The organism is Ruegeria sp. YTSA075, from assembly GCF_059610245.1.
This window is the reverse complement of sequence record NZ_JBXWNG010000016.1, coordinates 25,295-44,439: the sequence shown is the minus strand read 5'-3', so window position 1 is coordinate 44,439 and position 19,145 is coordinate 25,295. Positions and strand designations below refer to the sequence as shown.

Below are 19,145 nucleotides of genomic sequence, written 5' to 3'. Positions count from 1 at the left end.
CGAAGGTCTTCCTATCCGCAATCGCACTCGCAGCTACCGTCCTGTTCTGGCTGTAATTTAATGAGTCTGGAGCCTAGTCCGGGGGAAGTCTTGGTTTGGTTCGAGTATTCCGCAAACTGGTAAAGATTTATTTAGTGCCTCACGTCAAAAGAATAGTACTTCCTAGCGCTTTATTCCATCACTGCTCAAGAAGGTTTGCAAACCCATCTTGAACGGCCCTGCGAATAGCGGCCGTGTCCTCGCACGCGCCGGTAGCAACAGCACCGCTACGAGCGAGCTGATAGATATTCTCGGGCTTACAATAGGACCGTACACCCTGACGGTAAGCAGCGAAATACGCTTCCCTATCAGGCGTTTTTGATCGGCGTGCACAAAGCTGTTCGTAGACGCGGAAATAGCTCGGCTCTATTCCTATTTTTCCGTCGGACATCCCGACCTCGAACCAATCTATCTTACCAATACAAGATTCAGGCGAGAACCAATTCGAAAAAAATCCATCGAACCTATCACTCGCTGATGCCGGACCACTGGCACAGAGAACCAACACCATAGAGCCAACATACAACTTTGACTTCATCCATTGTTTGCTCAAAAAACCAATCTGCTCACCGTTCATCATAAGCTTGACCATCGCTCTCGTCCCTTTTTTGAAGAGGTTGGCGCACATAAGGCGCGATGTTTTCAGGAGAATAAGAAACGGCGCTTAACAAAATCCTAAGGTGGAAATTCAGAAAGGAAATTCGAGAGATAGAACTCCTATTGTTTGACTTTCGACCTGTGAAGCGAATTCTTTGCTAAGATAGGTAAGCCCGACAAATGTTGAGACCTTGCCTATCGCCACTTGAACTCCTGCCCGCGCCCGAATGCGCGAGTTGGTCATTTCGACATCTGACCAATCCGGGAAGAAATCGCTGTGTGTGATGTACGTGTAGTCGATCCCCAAAAGAAACGACATGTCGTCCATCCTCGACGCCCGCTCAGGAGAAGATGGCTGCAAGAAACCGGAAACTGGGTCACGAACGTAGCGTTGGGCGTTAGCATAACCGTCAACAAGAAGGTCGACACCAATTCGCCCGAAGGTTTCGTATCCGGCCTGAACTCCTACAAACGGCCTAACAGAAAAGCTGTCAGATATTTTGTAAGGTCTTGCGAGTTCGGCTGCGATCATACCTGTGACGCTATCGCCCACATGTTCATGGGGCATATCTTCAGGTAGGTAACCGGCAATCCCTGTTAGTTCATGAAAGCCCTGCTGAAAATCGGCGATGTTCGTTTGATCTCCAGTAAGGAGCACTTCGAGGCCCGCGTTGTATTGCAGTGCGCCATAACTATCATTGGCGAATATCCCAAACCCCAACAATCCCACGTAGGGTCGGTCGCTATTATTTGGCTGGTCTCTCGCGCCCCAGGGGGAAATGATCTCTGCTCTCGCCCGAATGTCGTGTGGGATTCCGTTTGTCTTTTCACCTTCGAAACCTTGGAAAAGTGTGTAACTAGCGGACCTCCATCGGTCGTGACCATCTCCAATGAAATCGTTTGTAAAGAAACTGGACTTTACTGGATCTGCTGAAGCGCTGGTAAAGAGCAAAATTGCAACGAATGCAAAAGATACAGCTTTCATTAAAAACACTCCAGAACTGTTGAAAATCGGAAAGTCTTCCGAATCTCTAGCCAGGAGGAATTAACGTGGACCTAACATTCATGACTTTCCGAGCGGTGCCGTCTAATTACGTCGCTTCCAGAAAGTTCGGTATGTTAAGCCACTGTTATGATTCTATCGTTCAATCTGGGGTTGTGGGAAGAATTAGGATTGAGAATTGTTTTGCACGACGACGACCCCTTTTGCATTTCAGGATGTAGCTTTGGTGCTTGGAAAACCCCTTGATCAGGTCCAAAATTCCTGGCTTGTCCTTCGCCCGTTTTTTGGAACGCGATTAACTTTTGCGTTTGGCAGAGTTACTCCAGCACCCAACTTATTCGATGTTGTTGCAATGGGTGTTCTAATTGAGCTGGTCGCCACGCCGTATGACTTAAGGCAGTTGATCGCGAGTTCGGTATGGGTTGCAGAAGAAATTGCGATTTCTCTGGACTCAGACGAATCTCTACAATTTCTAGGAGAAGAGCAAAGACTTAGTATCATCGGGCAGTTGATTGAAGAGTTTTCTTCCACACCGCCGACTGACCACTTCCAACTTCTTTCGCAGAGATGGTCTGGTGTCCTTGCGGTCGTCACCAAAATATTGGAGAGGCTTCACGATTTCTTTGCTCAAAGTCATTGTCGCATGCAGATTTGCTGCCAGAACCCGCCTCACTTTCTGGGCGAAGTAGCATAGATTAGGGGACGGCTACTCAAGCAGCACGTCCTTAAACTCAAATTGTGCCATTGCACAAAAAGACACGGCTCAAACGGAGCTCAAATCTAGTTCGAGAAACTCACCTCACGGGTGAGTTCTGTGTTTTCATCTATCAATCGCTGAACGAAAGCCCTGTCGTCATCCGTTAGTGAGGCTTCTTCCAAAAATATCTCAAAAGCAGTTCTCAAGCCGCATAGTGTGTTTTTTGAACCTTCCTCTTCCGCGCATTTCTTCAATTCGAAGATTGCGTCTACGAACCAGTGATTATTGCTCATCATGCCTCTCATTTATTGTTTAGAACACAATCGAGCGAGACTAGTTAACGCATAGTTAAACCTGTTTTGGTTTCTGCAGTTTTCGGGCCAATCGTATTCATTTTTAGGTGTGTGTGATCCGCAACATACGCGTTGACGACCTGTCGTATGGCCTCGGCAGTCAGAAACATGTGTTCGGCTTCAAGCCTTAGCTCAATTTCAGCAGCGCGTTCCAAGAACTCTCTGTCCATTCGATTGCTCCCATCCACATAGTTTCGCCCAAATTGAAACGATTCTCTTAAGGAATGGTAAATTGTTCCAATTCCTAGCACTGCTGTATGCGAAAACGAGCTTCGAGGCACAAAATGTGCCAATACTTTTAAACCCTTAAGACTAGTACAGAGCTTTGTTTCCAATTCGCACGCAATGAGATGAGCAGCGATGATGCGTCTTCTGTGGTTTCATCGAGCACTTCCGAGGCGTAAAGACTGTGGATTATCGCTTCTGCGACTCGTCGTGCTTTGCTTTGAGCAATTCAACCAACTCTCCTGCAGCCTTACTTCGGTTCTTAGTGGGCCAGGACCAAGATGGTTCTCCTTTGTTTTGAAGTGATCCTCGCAGTAACTGGAGACGCGCGTCGTCGCGCGGGGTTTGCAGTGGCGCGAACCTCCGACCTACTTCGGTCTCAATTGAATCACTGCACAGATGACCGTAGGTTCTGCTGACGGTGTCAGTATTGCTGTGACCCAGCTGTTTGGCGACTACCGTGAGGGGAGTACCTGCTTGTACCAACTGACTTGCATAGGTGTGCCTGAGGCCATGAAACACAAACTGTTCTGGCAGTCTCGCGCGACGTACCGCAACCTTGAACAAGTACTTGTGACATCCAGTCCAGGGTTTGCCAGACTCCATTCGAAATACCAGATCCTCATCGTCCAAGCCGTCAACCTGGTCCAAAAAAAATGACATACCCTCATCTGGCAGGATCACATAGCGTCCGCGATAACTCTTCAAAGGCGCAACGTATATACCAAAAACATGACCGCCAACGTCCCGAGCCTTCAGGATTGCAAGTTCCGATACCCGACAACCAGTGTACAATGCCGCTTGCACTAATAGTGCAAGGTCAGGACGGCAGGACGCAATCAAACGCTTGGCTTGCGCCCTCGTCAAAAACAACTGTCGCGGCGTGTCTGCATGAGGCACGCGTCGCAGCTTTCGCCAAGCACGCTCGTTCTCAATATCGCCGTTCTCCCAAGCCATCTCAATTCCTGCTCGCAGCAGCCCGATTACCGTGTTGAGCGTCTTCTTTTGTTTTCTGAGCTGCTCGTGATCCAAAGACTCAATGCTAGTTTTTCTGACTTTGGCACCTTTTCCCCTTTTAGGCGTTGTCTCAAGGATATCGAGACAGAATTGAGTGAAAGCGGGTTGGCTAAGCTCCTCTACAGGCAAATCACCTAACCTCGGGATAATGTGATGGTTGATTATGGAGAGAGTTGTTTCAAAATAGGTTTTTGCGGCAGCGATACGTTTCCATTCAACAAATCCTCGCATTGCATCACCCACTGTGAATTTGTTGTTTGATTTCTTATAGATAAGCTTCGTGTTCACTCCAATTGGGTATGGGTTCGAAGCAATGTTGCGTATGTCAGCTTGATTGAACCATTCGTTTGCAAAAACCAATGCCTGTGCATAGTCTATGCCGTCTTCGTGGAATGAAGAAACTTTGCCGATTTTTATTTGGCTGTACCTTCCGTCTTTACGGCGAATTCGTGCCAACCAATTGCAACTTCCTGACGGCAATTTCGCCAAACCGATGTGACGGCAGTACTCCAAGATATTCCAATATGGGCTGGCACGAACTGGTAAGCTCTTGACGTTCTCCATGCACGACAAAGACGGCGCGTGTTTTGCTTTGGTCATTGTACAGCTCCTCAACAAATGTCACTGGAGCATAGAGCGGCGGTTATATACCTTGAGCTATGAAAGTGGTCGGCTCTCAAAAACGTAGCTAAGTCGACCTTTCCCAGATCAGCCTCTCCTTAGAGATCCAAAGATGATCCGGCTTTCGAATAACTTTGGCGTCTTGAATACCGGCAATTGCTAACGCCTCATTTGCCGTATGAGCGAGCGCCCAGCCATTGGCTGCCTCTCTGGCATCTGGTATTGGCTGCACTTCTATTTTCCAAACTTGTAGCATGGGCACTTATTGCCACCATCTTGGTTAATGAATGGTTCACAGGAGCCACTAAATTGAATCCTAAGACTGGAACCCGGACTCAGCCGGTCGGCACACCACATGAATAGGTCGATACAGAACGTTTGGATCGCGTCGCTCTCGGCTTCGTTGAAGGTTTTGATTTAGGCTTGGTGGGCAGAGCTGTATGCCCTTGAGAACTGGATTGTGAATGGTGTTCCAATCCCGACTAAGCGCGGCTCCAAACGGATAGAAGCACCTGTTGCGCCCGCGACGATCATTCATCACCATGCTGTTATGCAGCGCGTAATGATTATTGGACAACCTGGGGCTGGGAAGTCGACCCTCGCAAGGCGTTTAGGGGCTTTGACCTTTTTGCCAGTTGTCCACATGGACCACATCCACTGGAAATCTGGCTGGAATGAGAGAGACCGGGCGGAAAAGTCGAAGATGACGCTGGAAGTCATAAGAGACCCTCAGTGGATATTTGAAGGGGGTCATAGTGCTACATGGCCCGAGCGCTTAGACCGAGCAGACACCCTAGTCTGGCTTGATATTCCCTTGCGCTTGCGGGCGTGGCGCGTTTTGCGGCGCACCTTACTCTATTATGGTCGAACCCGTCCGGATCTTCCCGATGGATGCCCAGAAAAACTCAGCTTGGAGTTCTGGTCCTATATCTGGCGAACCCGCCACTCAGCACGCCAGAAAATGCAGGCGCTATATGAAGATTCACCATCTGATAAGGCCACTTACCACCTCACCTCAACACGAGAAGTAGGTGTATTCCTTGCTAACCTCAGCGAAGCGTTGGCGATTGGTAATTTGGGTATTCCACATCGCTGAGGATGCCCTGCTATTAAACCAAATCTACAACGGTTTTCGAAAGTAGACCACTCGGTCCGTTTCTTCGAAGCCCAACGCACGGTGAAACGCATGACTTGCCACATTCTCGAGGTCCGCGTCAGACGCTAATTCCGAGACCCCTCGTTCGACGGCCCACGATTGTACGGCCCTTAGCAACTGCCTGCCAATGCCGGACCCTTGGTCTTCGGGACACACAAATATACCCTCAAGGAAAGCAACAGGCGTGGTATTGCACCCATTCACATAATCATGTCGCAACGATGCCTCTGCGAATGCACGAACACCAAAGCCTTCGACGACGTCCAAGAATACAACGCATTCGCTAGGGGATTTGGCAAGCATCGCTTCAGCCTCGTTCCTATGCTGATCTAACGAGGTTTCTTTCCAGAGCTGGGCACGGAGTTCGACCCAAGCTGGGGTGTCCGAATGAGTAGCGATCCGAATTGGCATTCTTGATACGTAAGCCAGTTTCTCAAAAGTCCGCAACCATGGTCAGAACGGAAGTCGGACCAGTTATCGTCGACATGTGTCAAGGCGTCACGGGTACGCCGACCGATATCCGAACCAGTTCACCATCCGGGCAAAGCTGCCCACAGGTGCGGAGACCGAGCTATCCAAGATTGTAAACGGTCATGGGGATTGGATGTTCTACGGCCATGCAGGGCCAGACGGGCACTCGATCCTAAACTGGTGGTTGCTTGACCTACGAGCGTTCAGAGCGGCGCTGATCCGACACAAGACCACGGGGGCGCACCTGCTTATGGGCGACAAACGGAACGCGGATGGCACGTGTTTCAAATGGTTCGACATCAGGTCGTTTCCGAAGGAGCCGCCTTTGGTGGTGGCGAAGTCTCCCAGGTAACGAATTGCTAGGGGATTCACACGAGAATCGAAGCATGTTACTTTGATTCGTACGTTTACGGGAGTTTGAAAATGACTGGTTTAGCGCAGGAACTAGAAGAGCTTTTACGGGAACATGATGCGCCAAAGTCACAAGTTATAGGCTTGGCCGCACATGTGTATCAAAATGATGCTTCAGTGGCTTATCCTGTGATGGCTCCAAGTCATACTGAGTACCACACAGGATTACCAAAGAATGCCGAATTGGCAGACGATTCAAAACGAGATTAACGCAAATCAGAGCGAGTTTAGCTCAATTGCACAAAACTCAGTTAAGTCCGTAAGACAGAAATACCTTGCTGAGCTTCACCGACATACTGGTCGAAATGTAATTGGATATTATTCTGGGTTTTTGTCGAAGGGCGGGGTCGCGGGCTCAGAAGTGACGGCTGACGACAAAAATGGCTTTATGTTGGCTATTCATGAACTTGATCGCACTAAGGGCCTTGATCTCATTATTCACTCCCAAGGTGGTAGCATCGGTGCTGCTGAGAGTATCGTCGATTATCTCAGGAAGATGTTCGGTAACGATATCCGCGCTTTAGTTCCTGGCGTAGCAATGTCTGCTGGCACAATGATTGCACTATGTTGTAAAGAAGTATTCTTAGCAAAGCACTCCAATCTCGGACCGATTGACCCTCAAATCAACGGGGTCCCTGCATTGGGAGTGATTGAAGGCTTTAGCCGTGCATTTGAAGAAATCAAAGAAGATCAGTTGAAAGCTCATATATGGGCACCAATTCTCGCGAAGTACTCCCCGAGCTACCTTTCTGATTGCGAGAATGCGGTTAAGTGGTCAAAGGAGTTCGTTGAAAGAGAGCTGCGAAATTGCATGTTTGAGGGCGACGAGGATGCAAGGACACACTCGAAAGCTATAGTTGACGCGCTTAGCGATTATGGCCGAAACAAGCGCCATGAGCGCCCTATTCACATCGAAGAGTGCAAGTCATTGGGGATTGTTGTCTCGGAAGTAGAAGCAGACGAGGTCTTTCAAGACCTTCTGCTATCGGTACATCATTGTTACATGCACGCTCTTGCCAATACTGCAGCTTTCAAGATCATCGAAAACCACAAAGCCGTTGGATTTACGAAGACCCAAGCCTAGCACCTGAACTGCGCAGCACTCAGTGGGGGTAAGGTGGTTTCCAGGGTGGATAACAATCAAGCGATAACGGTTATCTGATTGATAATAATAAATTTTAATGAGAAATTTGGTGCCCAGGAGAGGACTCGAACCTCCACGTCCATACGGACACTAGCACCTGAAGCTAGCGCGTCTACCAATTCCGCCACCTGGGCAGGTGTCGTGAAGGGGCGTTTAAGCCCAGCGACGGGGGGCGTCAACCGGATTCGGGAAGATTCTTGAAAGTTTTTTGAACCCGCTGATCCGGGCCTTGGGTCCGGCAAAAGGCAATGGTGTTGCGTGGCGATTTAGCGCCTTGTTCCGAGGCTGTGTGGGCGTTAGGTCTATGGCGTACACTTCCAACAGGAGGCCTCTCATGTCCAAACTGGTCACGATCTATGGCGGGTCAGGTTTTGTCGGTCGCTACATCGCGCGGCGCATGGCGGGTGAGGGGTGGCGCGTCCGGGTTGCAGTACGGCGCCCGAACGAAGCGATGTTCGTCAAACCCTATGGTGTCGTTGGTCAGGTCGAGCCGGTCTTGTGCAACATTCGCGATGACGCGTCAGTGGCGCAGGCGATGCAGGGTGCGGATGCGGTTGTGAACTGCGTGGGCGTTCTGAACGAATTGGGCAAGAACGAATTCCCTGCGGTTCAGGCCGAAGGCGCAGAACGGATCGCACGCTTGGCTGCCGCGCAGGGTATTTCCCGGATGGTGCATCTTTCCTCGATTGGGGCAGATGCGGATGCCCAAAGCGAATACTCCCGCACCAAAGCGCAGGGCGAAGCTGGTGTGCTTCAGCATATGCCCGGCGCCGTGATTCTGCGGCCATCGATCATCTTTGGTACCGAAGATCAGTTCTTTAACCGCTTTGCCAGCATGGCGCGTATGGGTCCGTTCCTACCGCTGGTCGGCGCAGAGACGCGGTTCCAACCGGTCTACGTGGATGATGTGGCTCAGGCTGCGGTTAAGGGCGTTTTGGGGCAGGCAACGGCTGGTGTCTATGAGCTTGGCGGGCCCGAGGTGAAAACCTTCCGCGCTTTGATGCAGCAGATGCTTGGGGTGATCCACCGTCATCGGATCATTCTGGGTGTGCCCTTCTTTGTGGCGAAGATCATGGCCAGCGTACTGGACATTGTGAAATTTGTCAGCTTTCAGCTATTCCCCAACAATATCCTGACCCGCGACCAGCTCAAGAGCTTGCGTCACGACAATGTAGTCTCGGATAGGGCTATGTCCTTCAAGGAGTTAGGCATCGAGCCAACAACGCTCGCGTCAGTATTGCCTGAGTACCTTTGGAAATTCCGTCCCTCGGGTCAGTATGACGACATTCAGAATTCAGCCAACAATTTGCGGACCTGATCAGCTGTAGGCGATGGCCAGGAGGATGATGCCCAGAACAACGCGGTAGATTACGTAAGGCGTGAAACTGACACTGCGCAACAGGCGCATCATCAGGCTTAAGGCCAGCAGCGCCGAGACAAAGGCGAAGGCCGCAGCGATTGCTCCGTCTTTTGCAAGCTGTGCATCCGCCTGCTGGACAACATCTACCGACAGCAAAACCCCCGAGGCGATGATGGTCGGGATCGACATCAGCATAGCAATCCGAGCACCGTCCTCGCGAGTATACCCAAGCTGACGTGCGCCGGTGATTGTGATACCCGAACGCGAAGTGCCGGGGATCAGGGCGACGGCCTGCCACAGGCCCATGACTATTGCATCCCGCAGGCCCCAATCCTTTGCTGTTTTGGTTTGCGTTCCCTTCTGATCCATCCAGTAAAGTAGCAGACCAAATAAAAGCATGGTCCAGCCTATGACTGCGATAGAACGCAATGCCTCGGTCAGTCCCGTTAGATAGAGGATCAGCCCAGCAATCACAGTTGGGATCGTTGCGATGATAAGCCCAAGTGCCAGCCGCGATTGCGGAGTATCCGTACGACCCAACAGGGCACGTGGTAAGCCGAAGATGGCGTCTTTCACATCGCTCCAGAAATACAAAACGACCGCGCCCAGCGTGCCGACATGAACAGCGACATCGATAGTTTGGCCCTGATCCTGCATCCCTGTCAGGTTTGGAAGCAGGATCAGGTGACCGGATGAAGATATTGGCAGAAACTCTGTAAGTCCCTGAATGACCGCCACCAGAATCAAGTGAAAGAGACTCATTTAACCTGCCGCACCGCTACCGTTTTGTGTTCGCGGTTCATGGGTATTCCGGCGTCCGGAAAAAGGAAAGCAGGTTGATAGGTCCGAACCGGAACTAAAATTGACGCGAAATGTCGCCAAAACATCTTCGTGTGAGCATTTTTTGTAAATTAGGTCAGTATATTTGACTTTTCATCTGAAATCACATCTCGTAAAGAATGCCCACCAAGCCAATTCATGGAGTCTGACCCGTGGCCAAGCAACCGATGCTGAAATTTGTGCAGATCGACCGTGCCATGCCCGAAAAGCGTGCCGCCGATGACCGCAAAGAAGACTTTTCCGAAATCTACGCGGAATACGCGGCGGAAAAAGCGGCAGAGCAAGCCAGCCGGTGCAGCCAGTGTGGCGTGCCCTATTGCCAATCCCATTGTCCGTTGCATAACAACATTCCGGATTGGCTAAACTTGACGGCAACCGGTCGTCTGGAAGAGGCCTATCACACCAGTCAGGCCACCAACACCTTCCCCGAGATCTGCGGCCGTATCTGTCCGCAAGATCGTCTTTGCGAAGGCAATTGCGTGATCGAACAGTCAGGCCATGGAACCGTGACAATCGGTGCCATTGAAAAATACATCACCGACACAGCTTGGGACAAAGGTTGGGTTCAGCCCGTTGTGCCAGGGACCGAACGCAGTGAAAGCGTCGGTATCATAGGGGGTGGCCCCGGTGGTTTGGCCGCTGCCGATATGCTGCGTCGCGCGGGTGTTCAGGTGACGGTCTATGACCGTTATGACCGCGCGGGCGGGTTGATGATGTACGGAATTCCGGGCTTTAAGTTGGAAAAAGATGTTGTGCAGCGCCGCAATGAGCTGTTGGCCGATGGCGGAGTCGAGTTTGTTCTGAACTGTGACGTTGATGCGGCCAGGTTTGATGAAATACGTGCCAAACATGACGCGGTCATCATCGCAACCGGCGTCTACAAATCGCGTGATCTGTCCATGCCCAGCAGCGGTCTGGGCGGGATCGAAAAGGCCATCGACTTCCTGACTGCCTCGAACCGCAAAAGCTATGGTGACGCGGTCGAAGAGTTTGACAATGGCCGCTTGAATGCCGCAGGCAAGAAGGTTGTTGTGATCGGTGGTGGAGACACCGCGATGGATTGCGTACGCACCTCGATCCGACAGGGTGCAACCTCGGTTAAGTGTCTCTATCGCCGTGACCGCGCGAACATGCCCGGTTCGCAGCGCGAGACGCAGAATGCCGAGGAAGAAGGCGTTGTTTTCGAATGGCTTAGCGCGCCAAAGGGCTTTACCGGCGATGACAAGGTCACCGGAGTGATGGTGCAGAAAATGCGCCTGGGCCAACCCGATGCGTCTGGTCGTCAAGCGCCTGAGATTATCGAAGGTGCGGATTATGTCGAAGACGCCGACCTAGTGATCAAGGCGCTGGGCTTTGAGCCCGAAGACCTGCCCACCCTGTTTGGCCAGCCCGACCTGCCCGTGACCCGCTGGGGGACCGTCAAGGCGGCGTTCCAGACTGGTGAGACCGAGATGGACGGCGTCTATGCGATCGGAGACATCGTGCGGGGTGCCTCTTTGGTCGTTTGGGCCATCCGCGATGGGCGCGACTGTGCAGATGCGATTATCGAGCGTTTCAATGCCGAGGCCGCTATTGCAGCCGAGTAACCAACGCCCAGCGACAGGAGGGTTTGATGTCTGAATTGCAAGGCCAATGTATGTGCGGTGCGGTCACGGTCAGCGCCACCCCGGCAAAGGATTCGCTTGGCGCGTGCCATTGCGACCAATGTCGCCGCTGGACCAGTTCGATGTTGGTGACATTTCCGGCTGAACCCGGATATGCCGCTTTGGGACCGGTCAAGACATTCACATCGTCCGATTGGGCCGAACGGGCGTTTTGTGCCGAGTGTGGCTCGGCGCTCTGGTACCGGATCACTCTGCCGGGCGAGATGCACGGACACACTCAGATGGCGGCGGGCCTGTTCCCAGACACAGGTAATGCGCTGCAACTGGAACTTTATATAGATAAAAAGCCCGACGGGTATGAGTTCGCAGGTGAACGCCGGCAGATGACCAAAGCAGAGGTCGAAGCCATGTATGCCTTGCCGGAAGAAGGAGACAGCCAGTGACCAAATATGATGCCGATTGGGTCCGAGCCGAAGAAGCCAAACGTCAGTGGATGGCGGAAAACGGTCTTTACTCCGAGGCAGAGGAACATTCGTCCTGCGGTGTGGGTCTAGTTGTGTCCGTCGACGGTAAGCCATCACGCAAGGTGGTGGATGCCGGGATCAATGCGCTCAAGGCGATCTGGCACCGCGGCGCTGTCGATGCGGATGGCAAGACCGGCGATGGGGCAGGCATCCATGTGCAAATCCCGGTGCCTTTCTTCTATGACCAGATCCGTCGCACCGGGCACGAACCTAATCTGGATGAATTGATTGCCGTTGGTCAGGTCTTTCTGCCGCGCACCGACTTTGGTGCGCAGGAACAATGCCGGACAATCGTGGAAACCGAAGTTCTGCGGATGGGCTATTACATTTATGGCTGGCGCCATGTGCCGGTCGATGTGACCTGCCTGGGTGAAAAGGCCAACGCGACCCGGCCCGAGATCGAACAGATCCTGATCTCGAACTCCAAGGGCGTTGATGAAGAGACGTTCGAGCGCGAGCTATATGTCATCCGCCGCCGGATCGAAAAGGCCGCTGCGTCTGCAGGGATTTCCGGCCTCTATCTGGCGTCGCTGTCCTGCCGGTCGATTATCTACAAGGGTATGATGCTGGCGGAACAGGTGGCCGTGTTCTACCCCGATCTGATGGACGAACGCTTTGAATCTGCGTTTGCGATCTATCACCAGCGCTATTCGACCAACACCTTCCCCCAATGGTGGCTGGCGCAGCCGTTCCGCATGCTGGCTCATAATGGTGAGATCAATACGCTGAAGGGCAACGTCAACTGGATGAAAAGCCATGAAATCCGCATGGCCAGCGGAACCTTTGGCGACTATGCCGAGGATATTAAACCGATCATCGCAGGCGGATCGTCAGATTCGGCCGCATTAGACTCGGTTTTTGAGGTTCTGGTGCGCGCCGGCCGCTCTGCCCCCATGGCGAAAACCATGTTGGTGCCGGAAAGCTGGTCCAAGCAGGCGGTTGAGCTGCCACAGGCGTGGCGCGACATGTATTCCTACTGCAATTCGGTGATGGAGCCATGGGACGGACCTGCCGCTCTGGCCATGACGGATGGTCGCTGGGTTTGCGCCGGTCTGGACCGGAATGGCCTGCGCCCGATGCGCTATGTGGTTACCGGTGATGGCTTGGTTATCGCGGGGTCCGAGGCCGGGATGGTGCCGATTGATGAGGCCAGCGTGACGGAAAAAGGCGCGCTGGGACCGGGTCAAATGCTGGCTGTCGACATGAAGAAGGGCAAGCTGTTCCGCGACAAGCAGATCAAAGACAAACTGGCGCGTGCGTTGCCCTTTGGTGAATGGGTCGGCAAGATCAATGATGTTGATGAATCGCTTGCCGGAGTGACCGAGACGCCGATCTTTTCGGGCGAAGAACTGCGCAAACGCCAGATCGCAGCGGGTTATTCTGTCGAAGAGTTGGAGCAAATCCTGGCCCCTATGGCCGAGGATGGCAAAGAATCTTTGGCCTCAATGGGGGATGACACGCCATCAGCGGTTCTGTCCACGCAATACCGCCCGCTGAGTCATTTCTTCCGCCAGAACTTCAGCCAGGTGACGAACCCGCCCATCGACAGTTTACGCGAATACCGTGTGATGTCGTTGAAAACGCGGTTCGGGAATCTGAAGAACGTGTTGGACGAAGACAGTAGCCAGACTGAGATCATCGTGCTGGAAAGTCCCTTTGTCGGCAACGCGCAGTGGGACAAGCTGGTCGGGAATTTCAACGCTCCGCTGGCTGAAATCGACTGTAGCTTTGAACCTGGGCGTGGTGCTTTGAATGCCGCATTGGCCCGTGTTAGAGCCGAAGCGGAAGAGGCAGTGCGTTCGGGCGCGGGGCATCTGGTCTTGACTGATCTGAACTCGGATCATGGTCGTGTGGCGATGCCGATGATCCTGGCCACAAGCGCGGTGCATTCGCATCTGACTCGCCAGGGGTTGCGCACTTTCTGTTCCCTGAATGTACGCTCGGCGGAATGCGTCGATCCGCATTATTTCGCAGTTCTGATCGGTTGCGGTGCAACCGTCGTGAACGCCTATCTGGCCGAAGATTCGCTGGCCGACCGCATTGATCGCGGGCTGCTGGACGGCTCTCTGACCGAGAACGTGGCTCGTTACCGCGAAGCCATTGACCAAGGTCTGCTCAAGATCATGGCCAAGATGGGCATTTCGGTGATTTCCTCGTATCGCGGCGGTCTGAACTTTGAAGCCGTGGGTCTCAGCCGCGCTATGGTGGCCGAGTATTTCCCAGGCATGACAAGCCGCATCTCTGGCATCGGTGTGACCGGTATTCAGGCCAAGGCCGAGGAAATCCACGCCAAGGGCTGGGCCCGCGGTCTGGATGTACTGCCCATTGGTGGGTTCTACAAAGCGCGGAAATCGGGTGAGACCCATGCGTGGGAAGCAACCTCGATGCATATGATGCAGATGGCCTGTAATCGCGCATCCTACGAGCTGTGGAAGCAGTATTCGGCCAAGATGCAATCGAACCCGCCGATCCATCTGCGCGATCTGATGGATTTCAAACCACTAGGCAAGCCGGTGCCGATTGAAGAGGTCGAGTCGATCACCTCAATCCGCAAGCGGTTCGTCACGCCGGGCATGTCGCTGGGCGCGCTGTCGCCCGAGGCGCATAAGACGTTGAACGTGGCGATGAACCGGATCGGGGCGAAATCCGACAGTGGCGAGGGTGGAGAGGACCCGGCACATTTCGTGCCCGAGCCGAATGGCGACAACCCGTCTGCCAAGATCAAACAGGTGGCCTCGGGCCGATTTGGTGTCACCGCCGAGTACCTGAACCAGTGTGAAGAGCTTGAAATCAAGGTCGCTCAGGGTGCGAAACCCGGTGAGGGTGGTCAGCTGCCGGGCATGAAGGTCACCGACCTGATCGCGCGTTTGCGGCACTCGACCAAAGGCGTGACGCTCATTTCACCGCCGCCGCACCACGACATCTACTCGATCGAGGACCTGGCGCAGCTAATCTATGATCTGAAACAGATCAATCCGCGCTGTAAGGTGACGGTGAAACTAGTGGCGTCCTCGGGTGTTGGCACGATTGCTGCCGGTGTGGCCAAGGCGAAAGCGGATATCATCCTGATTTCGGGCCACAATGGTGGCACCGGCGCCTCGCCCGCAACGTCGATCAAATATGCCGGTCTTCCGTGGGAGATGGGCCTGACCGAGGCGCATCAGGTTCTTGCGATGAACAACCTGCGTGACCGGGTGACTCTGCGCACCGATGGCGGCCTGCGGACCGGTCGTGACATCGTCATGGCTGCGATGATGGGGGCCGAGGAATATGGCATCGGCACCGCAGCGCTTATTGCGATGGGCTGTATCATGGTGCGTCAATGCCAGTCGAATACCTGCCCAGTTGGTGTGTGTACACAGGACGAATCCTTGCGCGCCAAGTTCACCGGCAACGCGGACAAAGTCGTCAACCTGATTACCTTCTACGCACAGGAAGTACGCGAGTTGTTGGCAAGCCTCGGCGCGCGTTCGATTGATGAGATCATCGGCCGGGCTGATTTGCTAGCGCAGGTCAGCCGGGGTTCGGCCCATCTGGATGATCTGGATCTGAATCCGCTGCTGATCACTGTCGATGGCGCGCATGATATCGTCTACAACCGCGATCGGGATCGCAACGCGGTCTCGGATACGCTGGATGCTGAAATTGTCCGTGATGCTGCACGGTTCCTGAAAGACGGTGAGAAGATGCAGCTATCCTATGCGGTGCAGAACACGCACCGAACCGTGGGAACGCGGGTGTCCAGCCATATCGTTCAGAATTTCGGTATGCGGAACACGTTCCAGGACGACCACCTGCATGTGAAACTTCAAGGCTCTGCCGGTCAGTCGCTGGGGGCCTTTGCGGCGCCGGGTCTGAAACTGGAGGTATCTGGGGATGCCAACGACTATGTTGGCAAAGGTCTGTCGGGCGGTATGATCGTCGTGCGTCCGCCACAGGTCAGCCCGTTGAAGGCAGATGGCAACACAATCATTGGCAACACCGTTCTATACGGCGCCACCGATGGCCATCTGTTCGCGGCTGGCCGCGCGGGTGAGCGGTTTGCCGTACGAAACTCGGGTGCCAAAGTGGTGATTGAGGGCTGCGGCTCGAACGGGTGCGAATACATGACGGGCGGTGTCGCCGTCATTCTGGGTGATATCGGCGCCAACTTTGGCGCAGGCATGACCGGAGGCATGGCCTATCTGTATGATCCCAACGGCAAAGCCGAACTGCTTATGAACATGGAAACGCTGGTGAGCTGCCCGGTGACGGTTGACCACTGGGAAGATCAGCTGAAATCGCTGATCGAACGTCACGCCAGGGAAACCTCAAGCCGCAAGGCTGCGGATATCCTGCAACATTGGGATGTGGAAAAGGCTCATTTTCTTCAGGTCTGCCCCAAAGAGATGTTGAACAAGCTTAGTCATCCGCTGAGTATCGAAGCGACCGCAGTTCCGGCCGAATAGTTTTTTGATCTATGACGGGTAAGGTCCCCGCATGTGCGTTGCCCATGTGGGGACCTTGTCAATCAGCGCCTTTTGCCACAATTTTGCCACATTTGCATAAACCAAATATAAATTTTGCCATAGTTTGATCCGGAATTTCTGGCATACTGCGCATTATACACCTGAGCACTCCGGAGGCATCGAATGCCAACGACCTATCTTGATCAGTTTTATTCATTCGACCCTGCGAATCCGCCTCCGGGCGGTACGGCGGTTGTTGTGGACAAGTTCAATCTGATCGATGTGGATGACGACGGCGAAATCGACGCGCCTAGCGGGGATACCGTCAATGGTCTGGACGTCACAGATTCGTGGCCGGGTGATACCGTAACGATCAATGTGACGGGTGTTGGCAACGTCACCTATACCGGTACGACCTTTTATCTGTCTGATGGATCCCGGGTCTTTACGCCGACCGATGGTCAGGTGCTGCAACCTGGTACGTTTGTCTCGTCGACATTTGTAAACACGCAAGGGCCATTGAATGTCGGTACCTTGGGCCCGCCCTGTTTCACGCCCGGAACCATGATCGCAACGCCGGAAGGCGAATGCCCGGTGGAAAGCCTGAAGGTCGGTGATCTTGTGATGACCGTGGATCATGGCCCGCAGCCTTTGATCTGGGTTGGTGAAACAAAGGTCGATGCGCAGGGAAAGCTTGCGCCGATCCGGTTTGAGGCCGGTGTGTTGGGTTTGGAACGCCCTTTGCTGGTTTCTCCTCAGCACCGGATGCTGATTGATGATTGGCGGGCGGACTACATGTTTGGCTATAGCGAGGCGCTTGTTGCCGCGCATACTTTGGTCAATGGCGATACGGTGACACGTGTCGAAGGTGGCGAAGTTGTCTATTTCCATCTGCTGTTCAAGCAGCATGAAATTGTCATTGCCAATGGGGCCAAAAGCGAAAGCTATTACCCCGGCCATGCGCTGACGGCGTCGGAGCGTGACACCCAGGCCGAAATCCTGCGGCTGTTCCCCGAATTGAATGCGCGGGATGCAAAATTGCCTGATACGGCCCGGCCTGTGGTTCCACCCCGCGAGGCGCGTGCAATCGTGATATAGGCCGTTCCAAAGCGGCGGCGCGCGTCGTATAGCTGTGGTATGGCAAAGAAAGCAGTCCGCAAATCAAGCGGCAAGAAAAGCAAGGCACGCAAAAAGACAACGCCATTGGGTGAGAGACTGCGCCGCTGGGTAACGCGCGCGGTTCTGGGTGTTGTGTGTTTCTTTTTGGCGATTGTGCTGCTCTATTCCGTGGTGAACCCACCAATCACTCATACGATCTGGTCCGAATGGCGGCGGTTGGGCAAGGTCGAACGGGATTGGGTACCCATCGAGGAGATCAATCCAATCATGGCGCGTTCGGTCGTTGCGGCAGAGGATGCGAATTTCTGCCTGCATTGGGGGTTTGATGTCGCGGCGATCCGTGATGCGTTGGAGGGTGGCGGCAACCGTGGTGCCTCGACCATTACGCAGCAGGTGGTAAAGAATGTGTTCCTGTGGCAGGGCCGCAGCTGGGTGCGCAAGGCGATGGAAACCTCGCTTACGCCGGTGGTCGAGATTTTCTGGAGCAAACAGCGCATACTCGAAGTCTATCTGAACGTCGCCGAAACCGGCACAGGTGTGTTTGGGGTTGAGGCTGCGGCGCAGCGCAATTTCGGTGTCAGCGCGGCGAACATGACGTCGACACAGGCAGCGCGGATCGCGGCGATCCTGCCGTCACCGCGCAAACGCTCGGTCACGGATCCGTCAGTTTTCACCCGCAGACGCGCGGCGGCGATCCTTGAAGGGGCGGCCACCATCCGCGCAGATGGTCGCGCGGATTGTTTCGAGGATTGAAACTTATCGCCTCTCGGGGCTAAAGCTGAGATGTACTCACTGGTTCGATTGGAAGTCCATGGCGCGTCTGTTTCACGTTCCCCTGTCCCCCTACTGCCGCAAGGTGCGGCTGTCGCTGGCAGAAAAGAAAATCGAGGTCGAACTGGTTGAAGAGAAATACTGGGAGCAGGACCCGGATTTCCTGCGCCGCAACCCGGCGGGCAAAGTGCCCGTGTTACGGCTGGACGGACAGATCATGTCAGAAAGCGCGGCGATCTGTGAATATATCGAAGAAACACGACCCGAACCATCGCTGATGCCAAAAACGCCTGAGGCACGGTTTGAAGTGCGCCGTTTGGTGGCGTGGTTTGATGACAAGTTTCACCATGAGGTGACCTCGAAACTTCTGTATGAGAGGGTCAACAAGAAGATGACCGGACAGGGCTATCCGGACAGCAAAAACGTCAAAGAAGGCGCGCGGGCAATCAAGTATCATCTGGACTATATGGCATGGTTGCTGGATCATCGCCGCTGGTTGGCCGGGGATCAGATGACGCTGGCCGATTTCGCGGCGGCGGCGCATTTATCGGCGCTGGATTATATTTCGGACGTGGATTGGAATCGCAGTGCGGCGGTGAAGGACTGGTATGCCAAGATCAAGTCGCGCCCTGCGTTCCGGTCGATTCTGGCGGATCAGGTGCCGGGGTTTCGGCCTCCGCCCCATTACGCCGATCTGGATTTCTGATAGGGTGGCTGTCTGCCTCCACCGCGCCTGGGGTGCGAT

At 53.8% G+C, this 19,145-nt stretch carries 17 protein-coding genes and 1 tRNA gene; 11 read left to right on the top strand and 7 right to left on the bottom strand.

All coding sequences use genetic code 11. The features are described from left to right. Positions 1-178: 178 nt before the first annotated feature. Both AC2FGE_RS19075 and AC2FGE_RS19070 read right to left on the bottom strand, forming a co-directional pair. A complete protein-coding gene (locus tag AC2FGE_RS19075; RefSeq protein WP_496820875.1) occupies positions 179-631 on the bottom strand; it encodes a DUF2799 domain-containing protein in 453 nt (150 codons plus the stop codon). A gap of 96 nt (positions 632-727) precedes the next feature. Continuing rightward, positions 728-1,621, bottom strand: a complete 894-nt coding sequence (locus AC2FGE_RS19070) for a hypothetical protein (RefSeq protein WP_496820873.1) — start codon at positions 1,619-1,621, stop codon at positions 728-730. Positions 1,622-1,865: 244 nt separating this feature from the next. On the opposite strand from AC2FGE_RS19070, the gene AC2FGE_RS19065 reads away from it, so the two are divergent. Then, positions 1,866-2,333, top strand: coding sequence for a hypothetical protein (locus AC2FGE_RS19065; protein ID WP_496820872.1), 468 nt, complete (start codon positions 1,866-1,868; stop codon positions 2,331-2,333). 340 nt (positions 2,334-2,673) lie between these two features. Here the strand turns inward: AC2FGE_RS19065 and AC2FGE_RS19060 are convergent, their stop codons facing one another. After that, the gene (locus AC2FGE_RS19060; RefSeq protein ID WP_496820871.1) at positions 2,674-2,859 is read right to left on the bottom strand and encodes a hypothetical protein; all 186 of its coding nucleotides are present in this window, start codon (positions 2,857-2,859) and stop codon (positions 2,674-2,676) included. Positions 2,860-3,103: 244 nt separating this feature from the next. Continuing rightward, entirely contained in the window at positions 3,104-4,531 is a 1,428-nt protein-coding gene (locus AC2FGE_RS19055) for a tyrosine-type recombinase/integrase (RefSeq protein WP_496820870.1), read from the bottom strand. Positions 4,532-5,255: 724 nt separating this feature from the next. On the opposite strand from AC2FGE_RS19055, the gene AC2FGE_RS19050 reads away from it, so the two are divergent. After that, the gene (locus AC2FGE_RS19050) at positions 5,256-5,648 is read left to right on the top strand and encodes a P-loop NTPase family protein (protein ID WP_496820869.1); all 393 of its coding nucleotides are present in this window, start codon (positions 5,256-5,258) and stop codon (positions 5,646-5,648) included. 24 nt (positions 5,649-5,672) lie between these two features. On the opposite strand, the gene aac(6') is transcribed toward AC2FGE_RS19050, so the two are convergent. Beyond that, positions 5,673-6,119 (bottom strand): aminoglycoside 6'-N-acetyltransferase, encoded by a 447-nt coding sequence (gene aac(6'), locus AC2FGE_RS19045; protein ID WP_496820868.1) that lies wholly within the window; start codon positions 6,117-6,119, stop codon positions 5,673-5,675. 483 nt (positions 6,120-6,602) lie between these two features. Here aac(6') and AC2FGE_RS19040 point away from each other — a divergent pair, with 483 nt between their 5' ends. Both AC2FGE_RS19040 and AC2FGE_RS19035 read left to right on the top strand, forming a co-directional pair. Next, entirely contained in the window at positions 6,603-6,800 is a 198-nt protein-coding gene (locus AC2FGE_RS19040; protein WP_496820867.1) for a hypothetical protein, read from the top strand. Continuing rightward, a complete protein-coding gene (locus AC2FGE_RS19035) occupies positions 6,766-7,674 on the top strand; it encodes an SDH family Clp fold serine proteinase (RefSeq protein ID WP_496820865.1) in 909 nt (302 codons plus the stop codon). Before AC2FGE_RS19040 ends, AC2FGE_RS19035 begins: the two co-directional genes overlap by 35 nt. 107 nt (positions 7,675-7,781) lie before the next feature. Here the strand turns inward: AC2FGE_RS19035 and AC2FGE_RS19030 are convergent. Further along, positions 7,782-7,868, bottom strand: a tRNA-Leu gene (locus AC2FGE_RS19030). Between the two features lie 200 nt (positions 7,869-8,068). On the opposite strand from AC2FGE_RS19030, the gene AC2FGE_RS19025 reads away from it, so the two are divergent. Then, on the top strand, positions 8,069-9,052 hold the full coding sequence (locus tag AC2FGE_RS19025) for a complex I NDUFA9 subunit family protein (RefSeq protein WP_496820864.1): 984 nt from the start codon (positions 8,069-8,071) through the stop codon (positions 9,050-9,052). On the opposite strand, the gene AC2FGE_RS19020 is transcribed toward AC2FGE_RS19025, so the two are convergent. Further along, entirely contained in the window at positions 9,053-9,856 is an 804-nt protein-coding gene (locus AC2FGE_RS19020; RefSeq protein ID WP_496820863.1) for an undecaprenyl-diphosphate phosphatase, read from the bottom strand. A gap of 230 nt (positions 9,857-10,086) precedes the next feature. Here AC2FGE_RS19020 and AC2FGE_RS19015 point away from each other — a divergent pair, with 230 nt between their 5' ends. The 6 genes from AC2FGE_RS19015 (at position 10,087) to fzlA (ending at position 19,106) form a co-directional block, all read left to right on the top strand. Next, positions 10,087-11,520 (top strand): NAD(P)-dependent oxidoreductase, encoded by a 1,434-nt coding sequence (locus AC2FGE_RS19015; protein WP_496820862.1) that lies wholly within the window; start codon positions 10,087-10,089, stop codon positions 11,518-11,520. A 26-nt stretch (positions 11,521-11,546) separates the two neighbouring features. Then, complete coding sequence (locus AC2FGE_RS19010; protein WP_496820861.1) at positions 11,547-11,981, top strand: GFA family protein; 435 nt, start codon at positions 11,547-11,549, stop codon at positions 11,979-11,981. Next, the gene (gene gltB, locus AC2FGE_RS19005; protein ID WP_496820860.1) at positions 11,978-16,510 is read left to right on the top strand and encodes a glutamate synthase large subunit; all 4,533 of its coding nucleotides are present in this window, start codon (positions 11,978-11,980) and stop codon (positions 16,508-16,510) included. The genes AC2FGE_RS19010 and gltB overlap by 4 nt, the downstream gene beginning before the upstream one ends. Positions 16,511-16,693: 183 nt before the next feature. Further along, positions 16,694-17,608, top strand: coding sequence for a Hint domain-containing protein (locus AC2FGE_RS19000; RefSeq protein WP_496820859.1), 915 nt, complete (start codon positions 16,694-16,696; stop codon positions 17,606-17,608). A gap of 39 nt (positions 17,609-17,647) precedes the next feature. Then, a complete protein-coding gene (gene mtgA, locus AC2FGE_RS18995; protein ID WP_496820858.1) occupies positions 17,648-18,382 on the top strand; it encodes a monofunctional biosynthetic peptidoglycan transglycosylase in 735 nt (244 codons plus the stop codon). A gap of 58 nt (positions 18,383-18,440) precedes the next feature. Beyond that, on the top strand, positions 18,441-19,106 hold the full coding sequence (gene fzlA / locus AC2FGE_RS18990; RefSeq protein WP_480826121.1) for an FtsZ-binding protein FzlA: 666 nt from the start codon (positions 18,441-18,443) through the stop codon (positions 19,104-19,106). Positions 19,107-19,145 lie beyond the last annotated feature (39 nt).